Here is a 16436-nt window from a genome sequence, read left to right as displayed (position 1 = left end):
TACATATCCAATAAGCTAACGGACAGGGAGGGCGTGATGGGAAGCACATGGATGGTTGTTCTTGCATGGCTGGTGGTGCTGGCACTGTGGGGGGCTGCGGTCTACAACCGCCTGCGTCTGCTGCGCAACCGCGTGGAAAACGCATGGTCACAGATTGATGTGCAGCTCAAACGCCGCCATGACCTGATCCCCAATCTGGTGGAAGTCGCACGTGGCTACATGCAGCACGAAGCCAGCACGCTGGAAGCAGTGGCCAGGGCACGCAGTCAGGCCGTACAAGCCAGCGAAGCGCTGCGTGGTCATGCCGGGCAGGCACAGGCACTGGGTGCGCTGGCTGTGGCCGAGCAGGCCCTGGGCAGCAGCCTGGGCCGTCTGATGGTGGTGGCAGAAGCCTATCCGGAACTCAAGGCCGATGCCCAGATGCAAAGTCTGAGCGAAGAGATCGCCAGTACCGAAAACCGTATTGGCTTTGCCCGTCAGGCCTATAACGACGAGGTCATGGCCTTCAACGACAAGGCCAGCCAGTTCCCTGATCTGATCTGGGCCCGCCTGCTCGGTTTTGCGCACATGGACATGCTGCAGTCCACGATGAACGCGCAAGAGCGCCAGGCCCCTAGCGTGCGCTTTTAAGCAATCGGGCGCTGTATGTCATTCTGGGACTGGCAAAGCAATGCGCGGCGTACCACGCGCTGGCTGGTGCTGCTGTTTGTGCTGTGCGTGCTGGCCAGTCTGCTGGCCGTGCATGGCGGGCTGACGCTGGCGTGGTGGCTGCTGTTTGCTCCGCTGGGGCTGGACTATCCGCGTGGTTTTGTGGCCACCAATGTGGGCGTGACACTGCTGCTGATTCTGGGCGGCTGGTGGCTGACCTATGAGCAGCTGAGCGAAGGCGGGCGCAAGCTGGCACAGCGCATTGGGGCGCGTGAGGCCCGGCCCGGCAGTGCGCTGGCTGAGCAGCAGCTGTGCAACATCGTGCAGGAAATGTGTATTGCTGCGCAGATGCGCACGCCGCAGGTGGTGGTGCTGGCGCGTGCGGATGCCATCAATGCCTTTGCTGCGGGCTGGACGCAGCAAGACGCCGTCATCGCCGTGACCCAGGGGGCGCTGGACTACCTCACCCGCGATGAAATGCAGGGGCTGGTGGCGCATGAACTCTCACACCTCAAGGAAGGCGACACCGTGCTGAACATGCGGCTGGCTGGCATGGTCAGCGGTCTGGAGCTGGTCTACCACTTTGGCGAAAACCTGCGTGAGCGCGGCGCACTGGCCTGGTGGTTTGGCAATGCGGTGATGGCAGCAGGCTTTGTGGGCTTTCTGGGCGGGCGTCTGCTCAAGGCAGCTGTCTCGCGCCAGCGCGAATACCTGGCCGATGCACGTGCCGTGCAATGGACGCGCAGCCGCGATGCCCTGGGCGGCGTGCTGCGCAAAGTGCTGATGCAGCGTCTGCAGGCCCAGCTGCATGCAGGTGGCTGGCAGTCTGACCGGCGCAGCCACACGGGGCTGGATCACCCGCTGGTGCAGCACATGTTGCTGGCAGAGACACCACACAGCAGCAGGCTGGAGCACTGGCTGGATGCCCATCCGCCTTTGCAGGAGCGTATTGCTCGCATCTACGGCAGGCCCATGCGCGCCTTGCCGCTGGAGCGCCAAGCGCAGGCGTAAAAAAAGCTGCCGTCCACCACCGGCAGCTTTCTTTACCAAGGAAGCACTGCTTTACAGCGAAATATTCGCGCGGCGAATCACATTGCTGAAGCGCTTGGACTCTTCCTGCATGAACTGCTGGAACTCAGCGTCTGTGGGGAAGTAGCTCACATAGCCAAAAGTCTGGTACTTGGGGTCAACATCTGGCTCGCGCAGCACCTTGGTGACGTCCTGGCGAATCTTGGCGACAACATCATCTGGTGTCTTGGGCGAGACGGCAAAGGCATTCCAGCCGGTCACGATGGCGTCAGCAGGGCCGCCGGACTCGGCAATGGTGGGTACATCCTCAAAGCCCTTGAGGCGCTCAGGCGCCATCACGGCCAGGAAACGCAGCTTGCCCGAGCGTGCCAGCGGGCCTGCCGTGCCGGAGGAGCCCAGGGCAAAGTTCAGCTCGCCATTGGCCACGCTCTGATAGAGCTGGCTGGTTTCTTTGAAGATCACGTGCTCCATCTTGGTGTCGGTCAGCGACTCCAGCAAAGCCGAGCCCAGGTGCACGGGATTGCCCACGGACCAAGAACCATAGTTCAGCTCGCCGGGACGGGCCTTGGCATCTGCAATCAGGTCCGCCATGGTCTGGTAGGGGCTGTTGTTGGGCACGCAGACAAAGAAGTAGGTGCGAAACAGCGGCAGCACGATCTTGAAGTCTTTCTCTACGTCGTAGGGCAGCTTCTTGAACAGTGCGGGGTAGGCCGCGATGTGCACGTTGTCCAGCTGGATGATGTCGGTGCCGTCGGTTGCACCACGCTTGAATTCGTTGATGGCGATGAAGCCGTTGCCGCCGGGACGGTTTTCCACGACGACCGACTGCTTCCACAGGCGGCCCAGCTTGTCTGACAGAATGCGCGAAGTGCCATCAGGGCCACCGCCAACGGGGAAGGGGTTGATGATGCGCACCGGCTTGGCAGGCCAGTTGCTGGCCGGGGTCTGCGCGCGCAGGCCTGTCATGCTGGCCAGGGCGAGGGCGCCCAGCGCAAATCCGGCCTGGCGGCGATTCATCTTGTTCGATGGTTGCATAGCTGGTCTCCTTGTTGTGTTGTGCTGTGCAGTGTCAAGTCTCAATTAGACTGGTTCCAAGCATAGATTGTGTCCATGCACGGCGCCCTGTCTAATGGGGCCACTGCCTAGCAGCTATGCTGAAAATACATATCAGATGGGTGCAAACCCTTAATTCATGAACCTCCAGCAGATTGAAACCTTTGTATGCGTGGCCGAGACCGGCAGTTTCAGCAAGGCAGCCATGCTTTTGGACATTGCCCAGCCTGCCCTGAGCCGACAGGTGCGGGCGCTGGAGGCTGAGCTGCGCGAAACCCTGCTGATCCGCACAGGCCGTGGCGTGACGCTCACGGATGCAGGCCGCAGGCTGCTGGAGCATGGCCACGCCATCATGCAGCGCGTGACCCTGGCCAAGGAAGACCTGAGCAGCCACCGCGACGAGCCGGTGGGACGCATCGTGGTGGGCTTGCCGCCCAGCCTGGCGCGGCGGCTGACGCTGTCCCTGATTGACACGTTTGACAGGGAAATGCCCAAGGCCAAGCTGGCCGTGAGTGAAGGCTTTTCCGTGAATATTGCCGAATGGCTGACCACCGGTCGCATGGACCTGGGCCTGGTCTACACGCCCGAGCCGCAGCCGCACATTGAAGTCATGCCTGTGGAGCAGGAGCCGCTGTGTCTGGTCGGGCCGGTGCAGCGCATGCCTGATCTGCAGCAGGTGCCGTTTGCGCAGCTGTCGCAATACCCCTTGATCATGCCCCAGCGCGGGCAGATCTTTCGCAAGCTGATGGAGGCGCAGGCCACGCTGTCGCAGGTCAAGCTCAACGTGGTGTGGGAAGTGTCCAGCGTGCCTGCCATTCTGGACCTGGTGCGCAGCGGCTATGGCTTTGCCACGCTCACGCCCAGTGCGCTGAGCCAGGACGCCATGGATGAGCAGCTGGCCATCGTGCCCATTGTGGAGCCCCACATCATGAGTACGCTGTGTCTGGTGCAGTCTGCCAAGCGCCAAGCGACCCCGCTGATGCGGCGCACTGCAGAAGTGCTGCGCCGCCTGTGCCTGCAGGCCGTGGCGCAGAGCAAGGCGCGCATCTCACAGCATGGTGCGTAGTTCGCGCGCCGCATCCTGCAGCAGCGGCAGCACTTCACGCTCCAGATAGTCCTGGGTGTGGCCGCTGGGGCTGCCCACGGCATTGAGTGCGGCTACGGTGCGGCCATGCAGATCACGCAGGGGGACGGCCAGAGCGTGCACACCAATCTCATGCTCTTCGCGCGCATAGGCAAAGTCCTGCTGGCGCACCATGTACAGCAGTGACATCAGTTGCTGTGCCGAGGTCACGGTATAGGCCGTCAGCCTAGGCAGCGAGGCCTGCGCCAACCACTGGTGCAGCTCGGCATCTTCCATGCTGGCCAGCATGATGCGGCCGGTGGAGGTGGCATGTACTGGCAGGCGGCTGCCCAGGTGCAGGCCATAGGCCAGGCGCGAGATGGTCTGCTGCGGTGCACTGCTGCGTGCCACGATCACCATCTCATGGCCGTCCAGCACGGCGGTGGAGCATGACAGCCCCGTGAGCTGGCTCAGGCGCTGCAGTGTGGGCTGCATGGTGCGCGGCAGGCGGGCCGATGCCAGATAACTGCCGGACAGGCGCAGCACCTTGGGCGCCAGCCAGAAATACTGGCCATCGGTTTCGAGATAGCCCAGATGGGCCAGTGTCAAGAGATGGCGGCGTGCAGCAGCTCGGGTCAGACCGGCACGCTGCGCCGCCAGGGTGGCATTGAGGCGCTGGCGCTCAGTATCAAAACTCTCGAGCACGGCCAGGCCTTTGGCCAGACCAGCGATGAAATCCGCGTGGGCGATAGGGGGCATGTGTTTCAGGTTCTGTGCGAACATCGCACAACTTGCGCGATCATCGCGCAAGCTTGCAAGATTGCCTATTTGGGTTGATACGTATCAAAACTAGTCTTGGTGCTGTTGTAAATGAACACATTCAAGGAGATTTGAGATGCGTACCTCCGTCGTCATCGTGGGTGCAGGCCCTGCCGGTCTGCTGCTGGGTCAGCTGCTGCACAAGGCTGGCATTGACAACATCATCCTGGAGCAGCGCAGCGGCGACTACGTGCTGGGCCGTATCCGTGCAGGTGTGCTGGAGCAGGTCAGCGTAGACCTGCTGGAAGAAGCCGGTGCTGCCGAGCGCATGCACGCTGAAGGTCTGCCCCATGACGGCATTGAGCTGCTGTTTGGCGGCAAGCGCCATCGCATCAACCTGCATGAGCTGACGGGCGGTAAGCGTGTGATGGTCTATGGCCAGACGGAAGTGACGCGCGATCTGATGGAAGTGCGTGCCAAGGCCGGTCTGACCACGGTGTACGAAGCGCAGAAGGTGCAGCCTCATGACTTCGAGACAGATGCACCGCGCGTGACCTATGAAAAAGATGGTGTGCAGCACACCATCGAGTGCGACTTCATCGCCGGTTGCGACGGCTTCCATGGCATCTGCCGCGCCAGCGCACCCAAGGACAAGATCAAGATCTTTGAAAAGGTTTATCCGTTTGGCTGGCTGGGTCTGCTGTCCGACACGCCTCCCGTGAGCGAAGAGCTGATCTACGCCCACACCGAGCGCGGCTTTGCGCTGTGCAGCCAGCGCAGCCAGACTCGCAGCCGCTACTACCTGCAGGTGCCACTGACCGAGAAGGTGGAAGACTGGAGCGACGAGCGCTTCTGGGAAGAACTCAAGCTGCGTCTGGACCCCGAAGCCCGTGAACGTCTGGTCACCGGTCCTTCGCTGGAAAAGAGCATTGCACCGCTGCGCAGCTTTGTGACCGAGCCCATGCGCTTTGGTCGCATGTTCCTGGCGGGTGATGCAGCGCACATCGTGCCACCTACTGGTGCCAAGGGCCTGAACCTGGCTGCGTCCGACGTGGGCTATCTGTACACCGGCCTGAAGCAGTACTACCAGAGCGGCAGCAGCGAAGGCATTGATGCCTACTCCGAGCGCTGCCTGCGCCGCATCTGGAATGCCGAGCGCTTCTCGTGGTGGATGACCTCGCTGATGCACAAGTTCCCTGACATGAATGACTTTGATGTCAAGGTGCAGGAAGCCGAGCTGGGCTACATCGTGCGCTCGCAGGCAGGTTCGACCTCGCTGGCCGAAAACTACGTGGGTCTGCCTTTGCTGTAAGCCTGAGAGCTATGCCGTCACGGCATAGCTGATAGCGCTACCTTCTCCTAGCCCATGGGGAAGGATGGCCCCACAATGGGTGCAAGAGATCAAAAAAAACAGCAGCGCAGTGCCCAGGCGCCTGCGCCCATGAGAACAGAGGAGACACTCCAGTGAGCGCTGTATTACGAGGTATTTCATCCATGGCCACCCGTCAGGTGCTAGCGGATCTGGTGCAGGCATGGCAGGCACAAGGCGGTGAGCCTGTCGACATCGAGTCTGTAGGTGGCGTGGATGCGGCACAGCGTGTGCGTAATGGGGAAGCTTTTGATGTGGTGTTCCTGGCTTCGAACGCCATCCAGAATTTGAGCAATGCCGGCCATGTGCTGGCCGGCAGCCAGGTGGATCTGATGCTCTCGAGCACGGCTGTGGCTGTGCCAGCCAGTGCCAAGGCCCCCGACATCAGCACCGAAGAGGCCCTGCGCCAGGCCGTCATGAACGCCTCCGCCATTGGTTATTCGACCGGCCCCAGTGGTCTGGCCTTGCTGCAGCTGCTAGAACGCTGGGGCATTGCTGCCCAGGTGCAGTCGCGCATGGTGCAGGCCCGCCCTGGTGTACCCGTGGGCTCGCTGGTGGCTCGCGGTGCTGTAGCGCTGGGCTTTCAGCAGCTGTCTGAACTGATTCATGTACCGGGCATCCAGATCGTGGGCACACTGCCGCAGGCCGTGGCCATTGATACGGTGTTTTCCGGTGCTGTGGTTGCAACGACCCAGCATGCCGAAACTGTGCAGCGTCTGCTCGCCTTCATGGCGTCCCCTGCGGCGACCGAGGCCAAGCAGCGTCAGGGCATGGCGGCGGTTGGGGGCTGATTCCTACCATGTCCGTGCGCTGCGGTGCACGGTCATGCATGCCACTCGCGCCGTGGCTGGTGTGCGCGTTAGAAGAAATTGAGAGACTGTCATGACCCAAGCCCCCCAAGCGGACACTGCTGACCGTACCGATGCGGTCAATGTCCAGACCGTGCTCAACGAGCATCCGTTCTCACGTTTTCAATGGGTCATTTTTGCCCTGTGTTTCACCATCGTGCTGCTCGATGGTTTTGATACAGCGGCCATTGGCTATATCGCCCCCTCGCTGATCAGTGAGTGGGGCATTTCCAAACCTGCGCTGGCACCAGTGCTCAGCGCTGCGCTGTTTGGTCTGGCTGCGGGGGCCGTGGCTTCCGGGCCGCTGGCAGACCGCTTTGGCCGCAAGGCCGTGCTGCTTGCCTCCGTGCTGGTCATGGGGCTGGCCTGTCTGGTGTCTGGCTGGTCGCACAGCATTGAAGAGCTCACCATCTGGCGCTTTGTGACAGGCGTTGGTCTGGGCGCTGCCATGCCCAATGCCGTGACCCTGATGAGCGAATACTGCCCCGATGCCCGCCGCTCCATGCTCACGAACGCCATGTTCTGTGGTTTCCCGCTGGGCTCGGCCCTGGGTGGTTTTCTGGCCGCCTGGATGATTCCCAACTTTGGCTGGCGCAGTGTCTTGATTCTGGGCGGTATTGCACCGCTGGTGCTGCTGGTGCTGCTGGTTTTGCTGCTGCCAGAGTCGGTGCGCTACATGCTGGGCAAGGGCTATGACGTGCAGCGCATTCGCGCGGTGATGCAAAGCATTACGGGCAAGTCGCTGCAGAGCGTGCAGCGCTTTGTGATGACCGAGCACAAGCAGGTCGAGCAAGGCCAGAGTGGCCTGGCCGTGGTGCTGTCCAAGCGCTATGCATTGGGCTCGGTGATGCTGTGGATTGCCTACTTCATGGGCCTGGTCATCTTCTATGCGCTGATGAACTGGATGCCCGTGCTGTTCAAGGAAGGTGGGCTGGACCCCAAGACAGCGACCCTGGTGGCTGCGCTCTTCCCGCTGGGTGGCGTGGGGGCGATTTTCTGTGGCTGGCTGATGGATCGCTTCAACGCCACGGCCGTGATTGCCGGTGGCTATGCGCTGACGGCCGTGAGCATCTGGTGGATTGGCCAGTCGGCCGGCAACCTGGGTGGACTGGTGGCAGTGGTGTTCATTGCCGGAACCATCATGAACACGGCCCAGTCGTCCATGCCTGCACTGGCTGCGGGTTTCTACCCCACCAGCGGCCGTGCTACGGGCGTGGCCTGGATGCTGGGTATTGGCCGCTTTGGCGGTATTGCAGGCTCGTTCCTGGTGGCCGAACTGGCCGCGCGTGATCTGAGCTTCAGCGAGATTTTTACGGTCGTTGCCATGGCCGGTGTGGTGGCCATGGTCGCACTGCTGGTCAAACACTGGGGCAGCCCCAAGGACTGAGCCGCGGGCTCGTAACAAGGCTGCTGCACTTTCGCATTGAAAACTTTCTCACAAGGAGAATTCGCCATGATTATTGACGTACACGGCCACTACACCACGGCGCCTGCAGCACTGGGTGCCTGGCGCGATCGCCAGATTGCCGGTCTGAAGGACCCCAGCGTGGCGCCCAAGGTGTCTGAACTGAAGATCAGCGACGACGAGATCCGTGAGAGCATCGAGAGCAACCAGCTGCGCCTGATGAAGGAACGCGGCTCGGACCTGACCATTTTCAGCCCCCGTGCTTCGTTCATGGCCCACCACATTGGTGACTTTGAAACTTCGGCCACCTGGGCAGCCATCTGCAACGAGCTGTGCTATCGCGTCAGCCAGCTGTTCCCTGAGCACTTCATTCCCGCTGCCATGCTGCCCCAGTCGCCCGGCGTGGACCCCAAGACCTGCATTCCTGAGCTGGTCAAGTGCGTGGAGCAATACGGCAACGTCGGTATCAACCTGAACCCCGACCCCTCGGGCGGCCACTGGAATTCTCCTCCGCTGACCGACCGCAGCTGGTACCCCATCTATGAAAAGATGGTGGAGTACGACATCCCAGCGATGATCCACGTCTCCACCAGCTGCAACTCGTGCTTCCACACCACGGGCGCGCACTACATCAATGCCGACACCACGGCCGTGATGCAGCTGATCCAGGGCGATCTGTTCAAGGACTTCCCCACCCTGAAGTTCCTGATCCCCCACGGCGGCGGTGCAGCCCCTTACCACTGGGGCCGCTACCGTGGTCTGGCGCAGGAGATGAAAAAGCCTTTGCTGGAAGAGCACCTGCTCAACAACATCTACTTTGACACCTGCGTCTACCACCAGCCCGGCATCAACCTGCTGACGGAAGTCATCCCCGTCAAGAACATTCTGTTCGCCAGCGAAATGATTGGCGCTGTGCGCGGCATCGACCCACGCACCGGCCATTACTACGACGACACCAAGCGCTACATCGAAGCCACGCAGAACCTGACGGCGGAAGAAAAGCACATGGTCTACGAAGGCAATGCACGCCGCGTGTTCAGCCGTCTGGACACAGCCCTGAAGGCACAAGGTAAGTAAAAAACAGAGCGCCTTGCGCTTGTTATATAAGGGTTTTGGATAGAAAAGTATCTGAATCCTTTTATTTGCAAGCGCTGGCAGCTATCTTTTTTTAAAAAAGGAATCAGTCATGTACGAATTGGGTGTGGTGTATCGCAATATTCAGCGCGCAGACCGCGCAGCCGCTGACGGTCTGGCAGCACTGGGCTCTGCCACCGTGCACGAAGCCATGGGCCGTGTGGGCCTGCTCAAGCCCTATATGCGTCCCATCTATTCCGGCTGCCAGGTCTCCGGCACGGCAGTGACCGTGCTGCTGCACCCCGGTGACAACTGGATGATGCACGTGGTGGCCGAGCAGATTCAGCCCGGCGACATCGTGGTGGCCGCCATCACCGCCGAGTGCACCGATGGTTACTTTGGCGACCTGCTGGCGACGAGCTTCCAGTCGCGCGGCGCACGTGCGCTGATCATTGACGCCGGTGTGCGCGATGTGAAGACGCTGCAGGAGATGAACTTCCCCGTGTGGAGCAAGGCCATCTCGGCCAAGGGCTGCATCAAGGCGACACTGGGTTCGGTCAACATCCCCGTGGTGTGCGCAGGCCAGATCGTCACGCCCGGTGACGTGATCGTGGCCGACGACGACGGTGTGGTCTGCGTGCCCGCCGCCCGTGCTGCCCAGGTGCTGGAAGCTGCCCAGAAGCGCGAGAGCTTCGAAGGCGAAAAGCGCGCCAAGCTGGCCTCCGGTGTGCTGGGTCTGGACATGTACAAGATGCGCGAGCCCCTGGAAAAGGCTGGCCTGCGCTACATCGACTGACGCTGCACCATGGTCATGCTCCACGCTGTTTCGGTGGGCCTGCTCGGCTATGGCGAAGTGGGCCGCATTCTGGCGGAAGACCTGCGCGCGCAATCGGTATCCGTGCGTGCGTATGACCTGAAGCTGGAAGACGCCTCCACGGCGCAGCCGCTGCAGGCACATGCCCAGGCGCATGGCGTGCAGCTGTGCGCCAGCGCAGCCGCCATGGCTGCCGAGTGCGATGTGCTGATCAGCGCCGTCACTGCCAGCCAGACGCTGGCAGCGGCGCAGTCCTGCATTGCACGGCTGCGTGCGGGCTGCTTCTATCTGGACATGAACTCTGCCTCCCCCGGCATCAAGCAGCAGGCTGCAGCGCTGGTGGACGCAGCAGGGGGCCGCTATGTGGAGTCGGCCGTCATGACCAGTGTGCCGCCTTACCGCATTCGCGTGCCCATGCTGCTTGGCGGCACGCATGCTGCAGCCTTGCTGCCCGTGCTGCAGCCCCTGGGCTTTGATGCCAAGGTGGCCAGCGAGCAGCTGGGCGTGGCCTCCGCCACCAAGATGTGCCGCAGCGTGATGATCAAGGGCATGGAAGCGCTGGTCATCGAAAGCCTGACGGCTGCACGCCACTACGGTGTGGAAGATGCCGTGCTGGCATCGCTGCAGGAAACCTTTCCCGGCATCGACTGGCAAAAGCAGGCCAGCTATTTCTTCCAGCGCGTGATCGAGCATGGCCGCCGCCGCAGCGAAGAAATGTTCGAATCTGCCCACACCGTCAGCGACGTGGGCATGCCCGCCTTTGCCGCGCAGGCCATTGCCCAGCGCCAGGCATGGGTGGCAGATCTGGCCGATCGCGGCGTGTTCGGCACCCGTGCTACCCCTGAATTTGCACGCAGCAGCGACTGGCGCACCGAAGCCGATCGCCTGCTGCACTCTCTGAAGGAAACATCTCAATGAGCGCTTTCACCAAAACCCCCGGCTGGCTGGACTGGTACCAGGGCCCAGCCAAGCCCAAGTTTCAGCTGCCTGCAGGCGCTGTGGACGCCCACTGCCACGTGTTTGGCCCCGGTGACCAGTTCCCCTTTGCACCCGAGCGCAAATACACCCCCTGCGACGCCAGCAAGGACCAGCTGTTTGCCCTGCGCGACCATCTGGGCTTTGCCCGCAATGTGATCGTGCAGGCCACCTGCCACGGTGCAGACAACCGCGCCATGGTCGATGCCTGCCTGTCCTCCGGCGGCAAGGCGCGTGGCGTGGCGACCGTCAAGCGCAGCGTGACCGATGAAGAGTTGCAGGCCCTCCACGCTGCTGGCGTGCGCGGCGTGCGCGGCGTGCGCTTTAACTTCGTCAAGCGTCTGGTGGACTTCACGCCCAAGGACGAGCTGATGGAAATCGCAGGCCGCATCGCCAAGCTGGGCTGGCATGTGGTGATCTACTTTGAAGCCGTGGATCTGCCCGAGCTGTGGGACTTCTTCACTGCATTGCCTACGACCGTGGTGGTAGACCACATGGGCCGCCCCGACGTGAGCAAGGGCGTGGACAGCGAAGAGTTCGCCCTGTTCCTGAAGTTCATGCGCGAGCACAAGAATGTGTGGAGCAAGGTGTCCTGCCCCGAGCGCCTGAGCGTGACCGGCCCCAAGGCGCTGGCTGGCGAGCAGAATGCCTACCAGGATGTCGTGCCTTTTGCACGCCGCGTGGTCGAGGAGTTCCCCGATCGCGTGCTGTGGGGTACCGACTGGCCACACCCCAACCTCAAGGACCACATGCCCGACGACGGTCTGCTGGTGGACTTCATTCCCCACATCGCGCCGACCGCCGAGCTGCAGCGCAAGCTGCTGGTGGACAACCCCATGCGCCTGTACTGGCCCGAAGAAGCCTGAGCGCAGACCCGTCATTACGCTTTTGAAGGAGGCAACCCATGGCACTGGACAAACCTTATCTGGACGTCCCCGGCACCACGATTTTTGATGCCGACCAAAGCCGCAAGGGCTACTGGCTCAACCAGTTCTGCATGAGCCTGATGAAGGCTGAAAACCGCACGCGTTTCAAGGCCGACGAAGGCGCCTATCTGGCCGAATGGCCCATGACGGACGAGCAAAAGGCCGCCGTCAAGTCGCGTGACCTGAACTGGATGATGCGCACCGGCGGCAACATCTACTTCCTGTCCAAGCTGGGCGCGACCGACGGCCTGAGCTTCCAGCAGATGGCTGGTTCCATGACCGGCATGACCGAAGAAGACTACCGCGCCATGATGGTGGGTGGTGGCCGCAAGCCCGTTGGCAACCGCTACGTGGGCGAAGACGGTGATGCCCAGGGCCCCATGGCCATGTCCAAGGCCTGGGAAGAGTGGCAGGAAGCCCAGGCCCAGCATGCGCTGGCCGAGGCGATTGAGCAGGCAGAAGGTACGCAGCCAGAAGGCCGCGCCACCATTACGGCATCGGTCTACACCTCGCACGTGCCCGCCATCGGCGTGGCTGTGGACCAGGGCAAGACCGAGGAGCCTTACTGGAAGCCCCTGTTTGACGGCTACCAGCCTTCCAAGGAGTGGATGAAGGAAAACACGCCTGACGTGATCTTCCTCGTCTACAACGACCACGCGACCTCGTTCGACCTGGGTGTGATCCCCACGTTTGCGATTGGCACAGCTGCCGAGTTCGAGCCAGCCGACGAAGGCTATGGCGCACGCCCTGTGCCCAAGGTCAAGGGTGACCCAGAGCTGGCCGCGCATATTGCGCAGTCCGTCATCCAGCAGGACTTTGACCTGACCATCGTCAACGACCTGAAGGTGGATCACGGTCTGACCGTGCCGCTGTCCCTGATGTTCGGTCAGCCCGAAAACTGGCCCTGCAAGGTGATTCCCTTCCACGTCAACGTGGTGCAATACCCCGTACCTTCGGGCCAGCGCTGCTTTGCGCTGGGTCAGGCCATCCGCAAGGCCATTGAGAGCTATGACAAGCCCATCAAGGTGCAGATCTGGGGCACAGGTGGCATGAGCCACCAACTGCAGGGCCCACGCGCTGGCCTGATCAACAAGGAATGGGACAACTGTTTCCTCGATCGTCTGGTGGCAGAGCCTGCCGAGCTGGCCAAGGTGCCGCACATCGAATACGTGCGCGAAGCTGGCAGCGAAGGCATTGAACTGGTGATGTGGCTGATCGCACGCGGTGCCATGTCCGACGTGGCTGGCAGCGGCAAGGCCCCCAAGCTGGCGCATCGCTTCTTCCACGTTCCTGCATCTAACACGGCCGTAGGCCATCTGATTTTGGAGAACCAATAATGAGCAAGACCATCAAAGTGGCGCTGGCTGGCGCTGGCGCATTCGGCATCAAGCACCTGGACGGCATCAAGAACATCGACGGCGTGGAAGTCGTGTCGCTGGTGGGCCGCCGTCTGAAGCCCACACAGGAAGTGGCTGCCAAGTACGGCATTGGTCATGTGACGACCGATCTGGCTGAAGCCCTGGCCCTGCCCGAAGTGGACGCCGTGATTCTGTGCACCCCCACACAGATGCACGCATCGCAGGCCATCCAGTGCATGAAGGCTGGCAAGCACGTGCAGGTGGAAATTCCGCTGGCCGACAGCTGGGCAGAAGCCGAAGAAGTGCTGAAGGTGCAAAAGGAAACCGGCAAGGTGGCCATGGTGGGCCACACCCGCCGCTTCAACCCCAGCCACCAGTGGGTGCACAAGAAGATCAAGGCCGGTGAATTCAACATCCAGCAAATGGATGTGCAGACCTACTTCTTCCGCCGCACCAACATGAACGCGCTGGGTCAGGCACGTAGCTGGACCGACCACCTGCTGTGGCACCATGCTGCCCACACCGTGGACCTGTTTGCCTACCAGGCTGGCAGCCCCATCGTGAAGGCCAACGCCATCCAGGGCCCCATCCACCCAGAACTGGGCATTGCCATGGACATGAGCATCCAGCTCAAGGCCGCCAACGGTGCGATTTGCACACTGAGCCTGTCCTTCAACAACGATGGCCCTCTGGGCACCTTCTTCCGCTACATCGGCGACACCGGCACCTACATCGCTCGCTACGATGATCTGGTCAACGGCAAGGAAGAGAAGATTGACGTGTCCAAGGTGGACGTGTCCATGAACGGTATCGAGCTGCAGGACCGCGAATTCTTCGCCGCCATCCGCGAAGGCCGCGAGCCCAATTCCAGCGTGCAACAGGTGTTGCCTTGCTATAAGGTGCTGCACGATCTGGAGCAGCAGCTCAACGCTGAATAATCAGCTTTTTTGCATTGAAATGCATAGCTGCCCGCCCTTGCTATATCAGCAGTGGCGGGCTTTTTTATGTAAAAAGATCAACCAAGAGGACTTTGTGATGCAACAACGACGTCTCGGCCCCTGGCAGGTCGCTCCCGTGGCCTTTGGTGGCATGAACCTCAGCCACGGCTACGGCGCAGCCGCATCGCCCGCACAGGCACAAAGCCTGGTGGCTGCAGCGCTGGACGCTGGCATGAACCTGTATGACACGGCGGCGCTCTACGGCTTTGGCAGCAATGAGGAACTGCTGGGCCTGCTGCTCAAGCCCCACCGTAACCGCATCGTGCTGGCCAGCAAGTGCGGCATGGCCGGGGTACGAGGGGAAGATGGCGTGGTGCGCCGTGTGATTGATGGGCGCCCCGCAACACTGCGCCGCAATTGCGAAGACAGCCTGCGCCGTCTGGGCACAGAGGTGATTGACCTGTACTACCTGCATCGCTGGGACAAGAACGTACCCATCGAAGACTCCGTGGGCGAAATGTCGCGCCTGGTGGAGGAAGGCAAGGTGCGTGCACTGGGTTTGTCAGAAGTGGGTGTGGAGGCCCTGCGCCGCGCGCACAGCGTGCACCCCATCACGGCCCTGCAAAGCGAGTATTCGCTATGGACGCGCAATGCCGAGCTGGGCACGCTGGCTGCCTGCCAGGAGCTGGGCATTGCCTATGTGGCCTTCAGCCCCGTGGGCCGTGGATTCCTGAGCGGTAAGCTCACCGATGTGTCCACGCTGGCCAAGGGCGATATCCGCCTGGCCATGCCACGCTTTGCACCCGAGAACTATGCACGCAATCTGGAGTTGCTGGAGCCCATGCGTGCCGTAGCCGAACAGGCAGGCTGCACGCTGGCCGAACTGGCAGTGGCCTGGGTGCTGCATCAGGGCGAGCATGTGATTGCGCTGCCCGGCACCACCAAGCTGGAGCATCTGGCCGAGAACCTGCGCGCTGCGCAGGTGCCGCTCAGCGCTGAAGCCCTGCAGGCACTGGATGCCATGTTTGCGCCAGAGAAGATTGTGGGCGACCGCTATGCGCCACAGGGGCAAAGCGAAGTCGATACCGAAAAGTACAGCTTTGAGCAGCCCGGCCCTGTGGCCGCGGTGTAATACCGGCGCTCAGAACGGCATGAAGATCCAAGGAGAACACAAGATGCAACGTCGTCAATGTCTGCAGGGCCTGGGGGCAGGTCTTGCGCTGCTGTGCGGCTGGGGTGTGCAGGCCCAGCCTTTGTCGAGCAAGCCCATACGCATCATGGTGCCCTTTGGCGCCGGTGGCGTGGCCGATGTGACGGCCCGCATCGTGGCCCAGCAGCTGTCCAAGCAGATGGGGCAGCCCGTAGTGATTGAGAACAAGCCCAGTGCCGGTGGCATTGTGGCGGCTGATGCGGTGGTCCAGTCCGCACCAGACGGGCACACGCTGTTCCTGATGTCCAATGGCAGCGCGGTGACGGTGAACATGTTCAGCCAGCTGCCGTTTGACATGGTCAAGGACTTGACGCCCGTGTCCACGCTGGGCTTTTTTGACATTGGCGTAGTGGCCGATGCCAGTACCCCATTCAACAGCGTGGCAGATGTGGTGCAGTACGCCAAGGCCAACCCCGGTCAGCTCAATATTGGCAGCATCAATGTGGGCAGCACCCAGCATCTGGCGGCAGAGCTGTTCAAGTCCACGGCAGGCATGGATGCGCAGATCATCCCCTTTAACGGCACGCCTGCTGTGACTACGGCGCTGCGCGGCAAGCAGATTGATGTGGCGGTGGAAATTCTGGCGCCCATCACGGGCCAGCTGCAGTCCAAGGCATTGAAGCTGCTGGGTGTGACTGGGGAGCAGCGCTCTGTGCTGCTGCCGGATGTACCGACTGCGCAGGAGCAGGGCATCCCCGGCTTTGTAGCCGCCTCCTGGAATGCACTGGCTGTGCCTGCAGGCACACCGGCAGCGCTGGTGGAGCGGCTGAATCAGGAAATCGTCGCGGCCCTGAACCACCCGGACGTTGTGCAGCAGCTGCGTCAGCAGCATGTGCAGGCCAAGCCCAGCACGCCGCAGGAAGCGGCCGCATTGTTGCAGTCCGAGATTCAGCGCTGGGGCAAGGTGATAGACGAAGCCAAAATCCCCAAGCAGTAAGCACTGCAGCGCTTTTTTTTCCATCCAGAC

16 protein-coding genes and 1 pseudogene are annotated in these 16436 nt (G+C 61.8%); 15 read left to right on the top strand and 2 right to left on the bottom strand.

Annotated features, from left to right (window positions below; all coding sequences use genetic code 11):
- Positions 1-36 precede the first annotated feature (36 nt).
- Together F7P80_RS00910 and F7P80_RS00905 are read left to right on the top strand one after the other, a co-directional pair.
- Positions 37-630 carry a LemA family protein gene (locus F7P80_RS00910; RefSeq protein ID WP_151042130.1) on the top strand — a complete coding sequence of 198 codons (594 nt, stop codon included), beginning with the start codon at positions 37-39 and terminating at the stop codon, positions 628-630.
- Between the two features lie 15 nt (positions 631-645).
- Entirely contained in the window at positions 646-1659 is a 1014-nt protein-coding gene (locus F7P80_RS00905) for a M48 family metalloprotease (RefSeq protein ID WP_058880312.1), read from the top strand.
- Positions 1660-1710: 51 nt separating this feature from the next.
- Here the strand turns inward: F7P80_RS00905 and F7P80_RS00900 are convergent, their stop codons facing one another.
- The gene (locus tag F7P80_RS00900) at positions 1711-2712 is read right to left on the bottom strand and encodes a Bug family tripartite tricarboxylate transporter substrate binding protein (protein ID WP_151042129.1); all 1002 of its coding nucleotides are present in this window, start codon (positions 2710-2712) and stop codon (positions 1711-1713) included.
- Positions 2713-2869: 157 nt separating this feature from the next.
- Here F7P80_RS00900 and F7P80_RS00895 point away from each other — a divergent pair, with 157 nt between their 5' ends.
- Positions 2870-3796, top strand: a complete 927-nt coding sequence (locus F7P80_RS00895; protein WP_054065624.1) for a LysR family transcriptional regulator — start codon at positions 2870-2872, stop codon at positions 3794-3796.
- Here F7P80_RS00895 and F7P80_RS00890 read toward each other — a convergent pair.
- Positions 3779-4552 carry an IclR family transcriptional regulator domain-containing protein gene (locus tag F7P80_RS00890; protein WP_054065650.1) on the bottom strand — a complete coding sequence of 258 codons (774 nt, stop codon included), beginning with the start codon at positions 4550-4552 and terminating at the stop codon, positions 3779-3781. The two genes, F7P80_RS00895 and F7P80_RS00890, sit on opposite strands and share 18 nt — an antisense overlap.
- A 136-nt stretch (positions 4553-4688) precedes the next feature.
- Here F7P80_RS00890 and pobA point away from each other — a divergent pair, with 136 nt between their 5' ends.
- The 12 genes and pseudogenes from pobA (at position 4689) to F7P80_RS00835 (ending at position 16406) form a co-directional block, all read left to right on the top strand.
- A complete protein-coding gene (pobA, locus tag F7P80_RS00885) occupies positions 4689-5864 on the top strand; it encodes a 4-hydroxybenzoate 3-monooxygenase (RefSeq protein WP_151042128.1) in 1176 nt (391 codons plus the stop codon).
- Between the two features lie 152 nt (positions 5865-6016).
- On the top strand, positions 6017-6712 hold the full coding sequence (locus tag F7P80_RS00880; protein WP_080025210.1) for a substrate-binding domain-containing protein: 696 nt from the start codon (positions 6017-6019) through the stop codon (positions 6710-6712).
- A 91-nt stretch (positions 6713-6803) separates the two neighbouring features.
- Positions 6804-8156 carry an MFS transporter gene (locus F7P80_RS00875; RefSeq protein WP_151042126.1) on the top strand — a complete coding sequence of 451 codons (1353 nt, stop codon included), beginning with the start codon at positions 6804-6806 and terminating at the stop codon, positions 8154-8156.
- A gap of 66 nt (positions 8157-8222) precedes the next feature.
- The gene (locus tag F7P80_RS00870; protein ID WP_054065628.1) at positions 8223-9251 is read left to right on the top strand and encodes an amidohydrolase family protein; all 1029 of its coding nucleotides are present in this window, start codon (positions 8223-8225) and stop codon (positions 9249-9251) included.
- Positions 9252-9360: 109 nt separating this feature from the next.
- On the top strand, positions 9361-10044 hold the full coding sequence (gene ligK / locus F7P80_RS00865) for a 4-carboxy-4-hydroxy-2-oxoadipate aldolase/oxaloacetate decarboxylase (protein ID WP_151042124.1): 684 nt from the start codon (positions 9361-9363) through the stop codon (positions 10042-10044).
- A gap of 9 nt (positions 10045-10053) precedes the next feature.
- Entirely contained in the window at positions 10054-10980 is a 927-nt protein-coding gene (locus F7P80_RS00860; protein WP_151042122.1) for an NAD(P)-dependent oxidoreductase, read from the top strand.
- Positions 10977-11903, top strand: coding sequence for an amidohydrolase family protein (locus F7P80_RS00855; protein ID WP_151042120.1), 927 nt, complete (start codon positions 10977-10979; stop codon positions 11901-11903). Before F7P80_RS00860 ends, F7P80_RS00855 begins: the two co-directional genes overlap by 4 nt.
- Before the next feature lie 38 nt (positions 11904-11941).
- Positions 11942-12265, top strand: a pseudogene (gene ligA / locus F7P80_RS17005) (protocatechuate 4,5-dioxygenase subunit alpha); the annotation flags it as partial.
- Positions 12266-12409: 144 nt separating this feature from the next.
- A complete protein-coding gene (locus tag F7P80_RS00850; RefSeq protein ID WP_249041356.1) occupies positions 12410-13300 on the top strand; it encodes a class III extradiol dioxygenase subunit beta in 891 nt (296 codons plus the stop codon).
- Positions 13300-14259: a Gfo/Idh/MocA family oxidoreductase gene (locus tag F7P80_RS00845; RefSeq protein ID WP_211371981.1), complete on the top strand. Its 960-nt coding sequence runs from the start codon at positions 13300-13302 to the stop codon at positions 14257-14259. Before F7P80_RS00850 ends, F7P80_RS00845 begins: the two co-directional genes overlap by 1 nt.
- A gap of 97 nt (positions 14260-14356) precedes the next feature.
- On the top strand, positions 14357-15391 hold the full coding sequence (locus F7P80_RS00840; protein ID WP_151042115.1) for an aldo/keto reductase: 1035 nt from the start codon (positions 14357-14359) through the stop codon (positions 15389-15391).
- Between the two features lie 43 nt (positions 15392-15434).
- Positions 15435-16406, top strand: coding sequence for a Bug family tripartite tricarboxylate transporter substrate binding protein (locus tag F7P80_RS00835; protein ID WP_151042113.1), 972 nt, complete (start codon positions 15435-15437; stop codon positions 16404-16406).
- Positions 16407-16436: the final 30 nt, after the last annotated feature.

The organism is Comamonas kerstersii, assembly GCF_008801935.1.
In the GTDB taxonomy this organism is placed as follows: Bacteria; Pseudomonadota; Gammaproteobacteria; order Burkholderiales; family Burkholderiaceae_C; genus Comamonas; species Comamonas kerstersii.
This window is presented reverse-complemented; position numbering and strand designations above follow the sequence as displayed.

Bases quoted from the DNA above. Each gene is read 5' to 3' on its own strand.
- F7P80_RS00840 (WP_151042115.1), top strand. From the start codon at position 14,357: ATGCAACAACGACGTCTCGGCCCCTGGCAGGTCGCTCCCGTGGCCTTT.
- pobA (WP_151042128.1), top strand. From the start codon at position 4,689: ATGCGTACCTCCGTCGTCATCGTGGGTGCAGGCCCTGCCGGTCTGCTG.
- F7P80_RS00835 (WP_151042113.1), top strand. From the start codon at position 15,435: ATGCAACGTCGTCAATGTCTGCAGGGCCTGGGGGCAGGTCTTGCGCTG.
- F7P80_RS00855 (WP_151042120.1), top strand. From the start codon at position 10,977: ATGAGCGCTTTCACCAAAACCCCCGGCTGGCTGGACTGGTACCAGGGC.
- ligK (WP_151042124.1), top strand. From the start codon at position 9,361: ATGTACGAATTGGGTGTGGTGTATCGCAATATTCAGCGCGCAGACCGC.
- F7P80_RS00845 (WP_211371981.1), top strand. From the start codon at position 13,300: ATGAGCAAGACCATCAAAGTGGCGCTGGCTGGCGCTGGCGCATTCGGC.
- F7P80_RS00895 (WP_054065624.1), top strand. From the start codon at position 2,870: ATGAACCTCCAGCAGATTGAAACCTTTGTATGCGTGGCCGAGACCGGC.
- F7P80_RS00870 (WP_054065628.1), top strand. From the start codon at position 8,223: ATGATTATTGACGTACACGGCCACTACACCACGGCGCCTGCAGCACTG.
- F7P80_RS00910 (WP_151042130.1), top strand. From the start codon at position 37: ATGGGAAGCACATGGATGGTTGTTCTTGCATGGCTGGTGGTGCTGGCA.
- F7P80_RS00890 (WP_054065650.1), bottom strand. From the start codon at position 4,552: ATGCCCCCTATCGCCCACGCGGATTTCATCGCTGGTCTGGCCAAAGGC.
- F7P80_RS00905 (WP_058880312.1), top strand. From the start codon at position 646: ATGTCATTCTGGGACTGGCAAAGCAATGCGCGGCGTACCACGCGCTGG.
- F7P80_RS00860 (WP_151042122.1), top strand. From the start codon at position 10,054: ATGGTCATGCTCCACGCTGTTTCGGTGGGCCTGCTCGGCTATGGCGAA.
- F7P80_RS00900 (WP_151042129.1), bottom strand. From the start codon at position 2,712: ATGCAACCATCGAACAAGATGAATCGCCGCCAGGCCGGATTTGCGCTG.
- F7P80_RS00875 (WP_151042126.1), top strand. From the start codon at position 6,804: ATGACCCAAGCCCCCCAAGCGGACACTGCTGACCGTACCGATGCGGTC.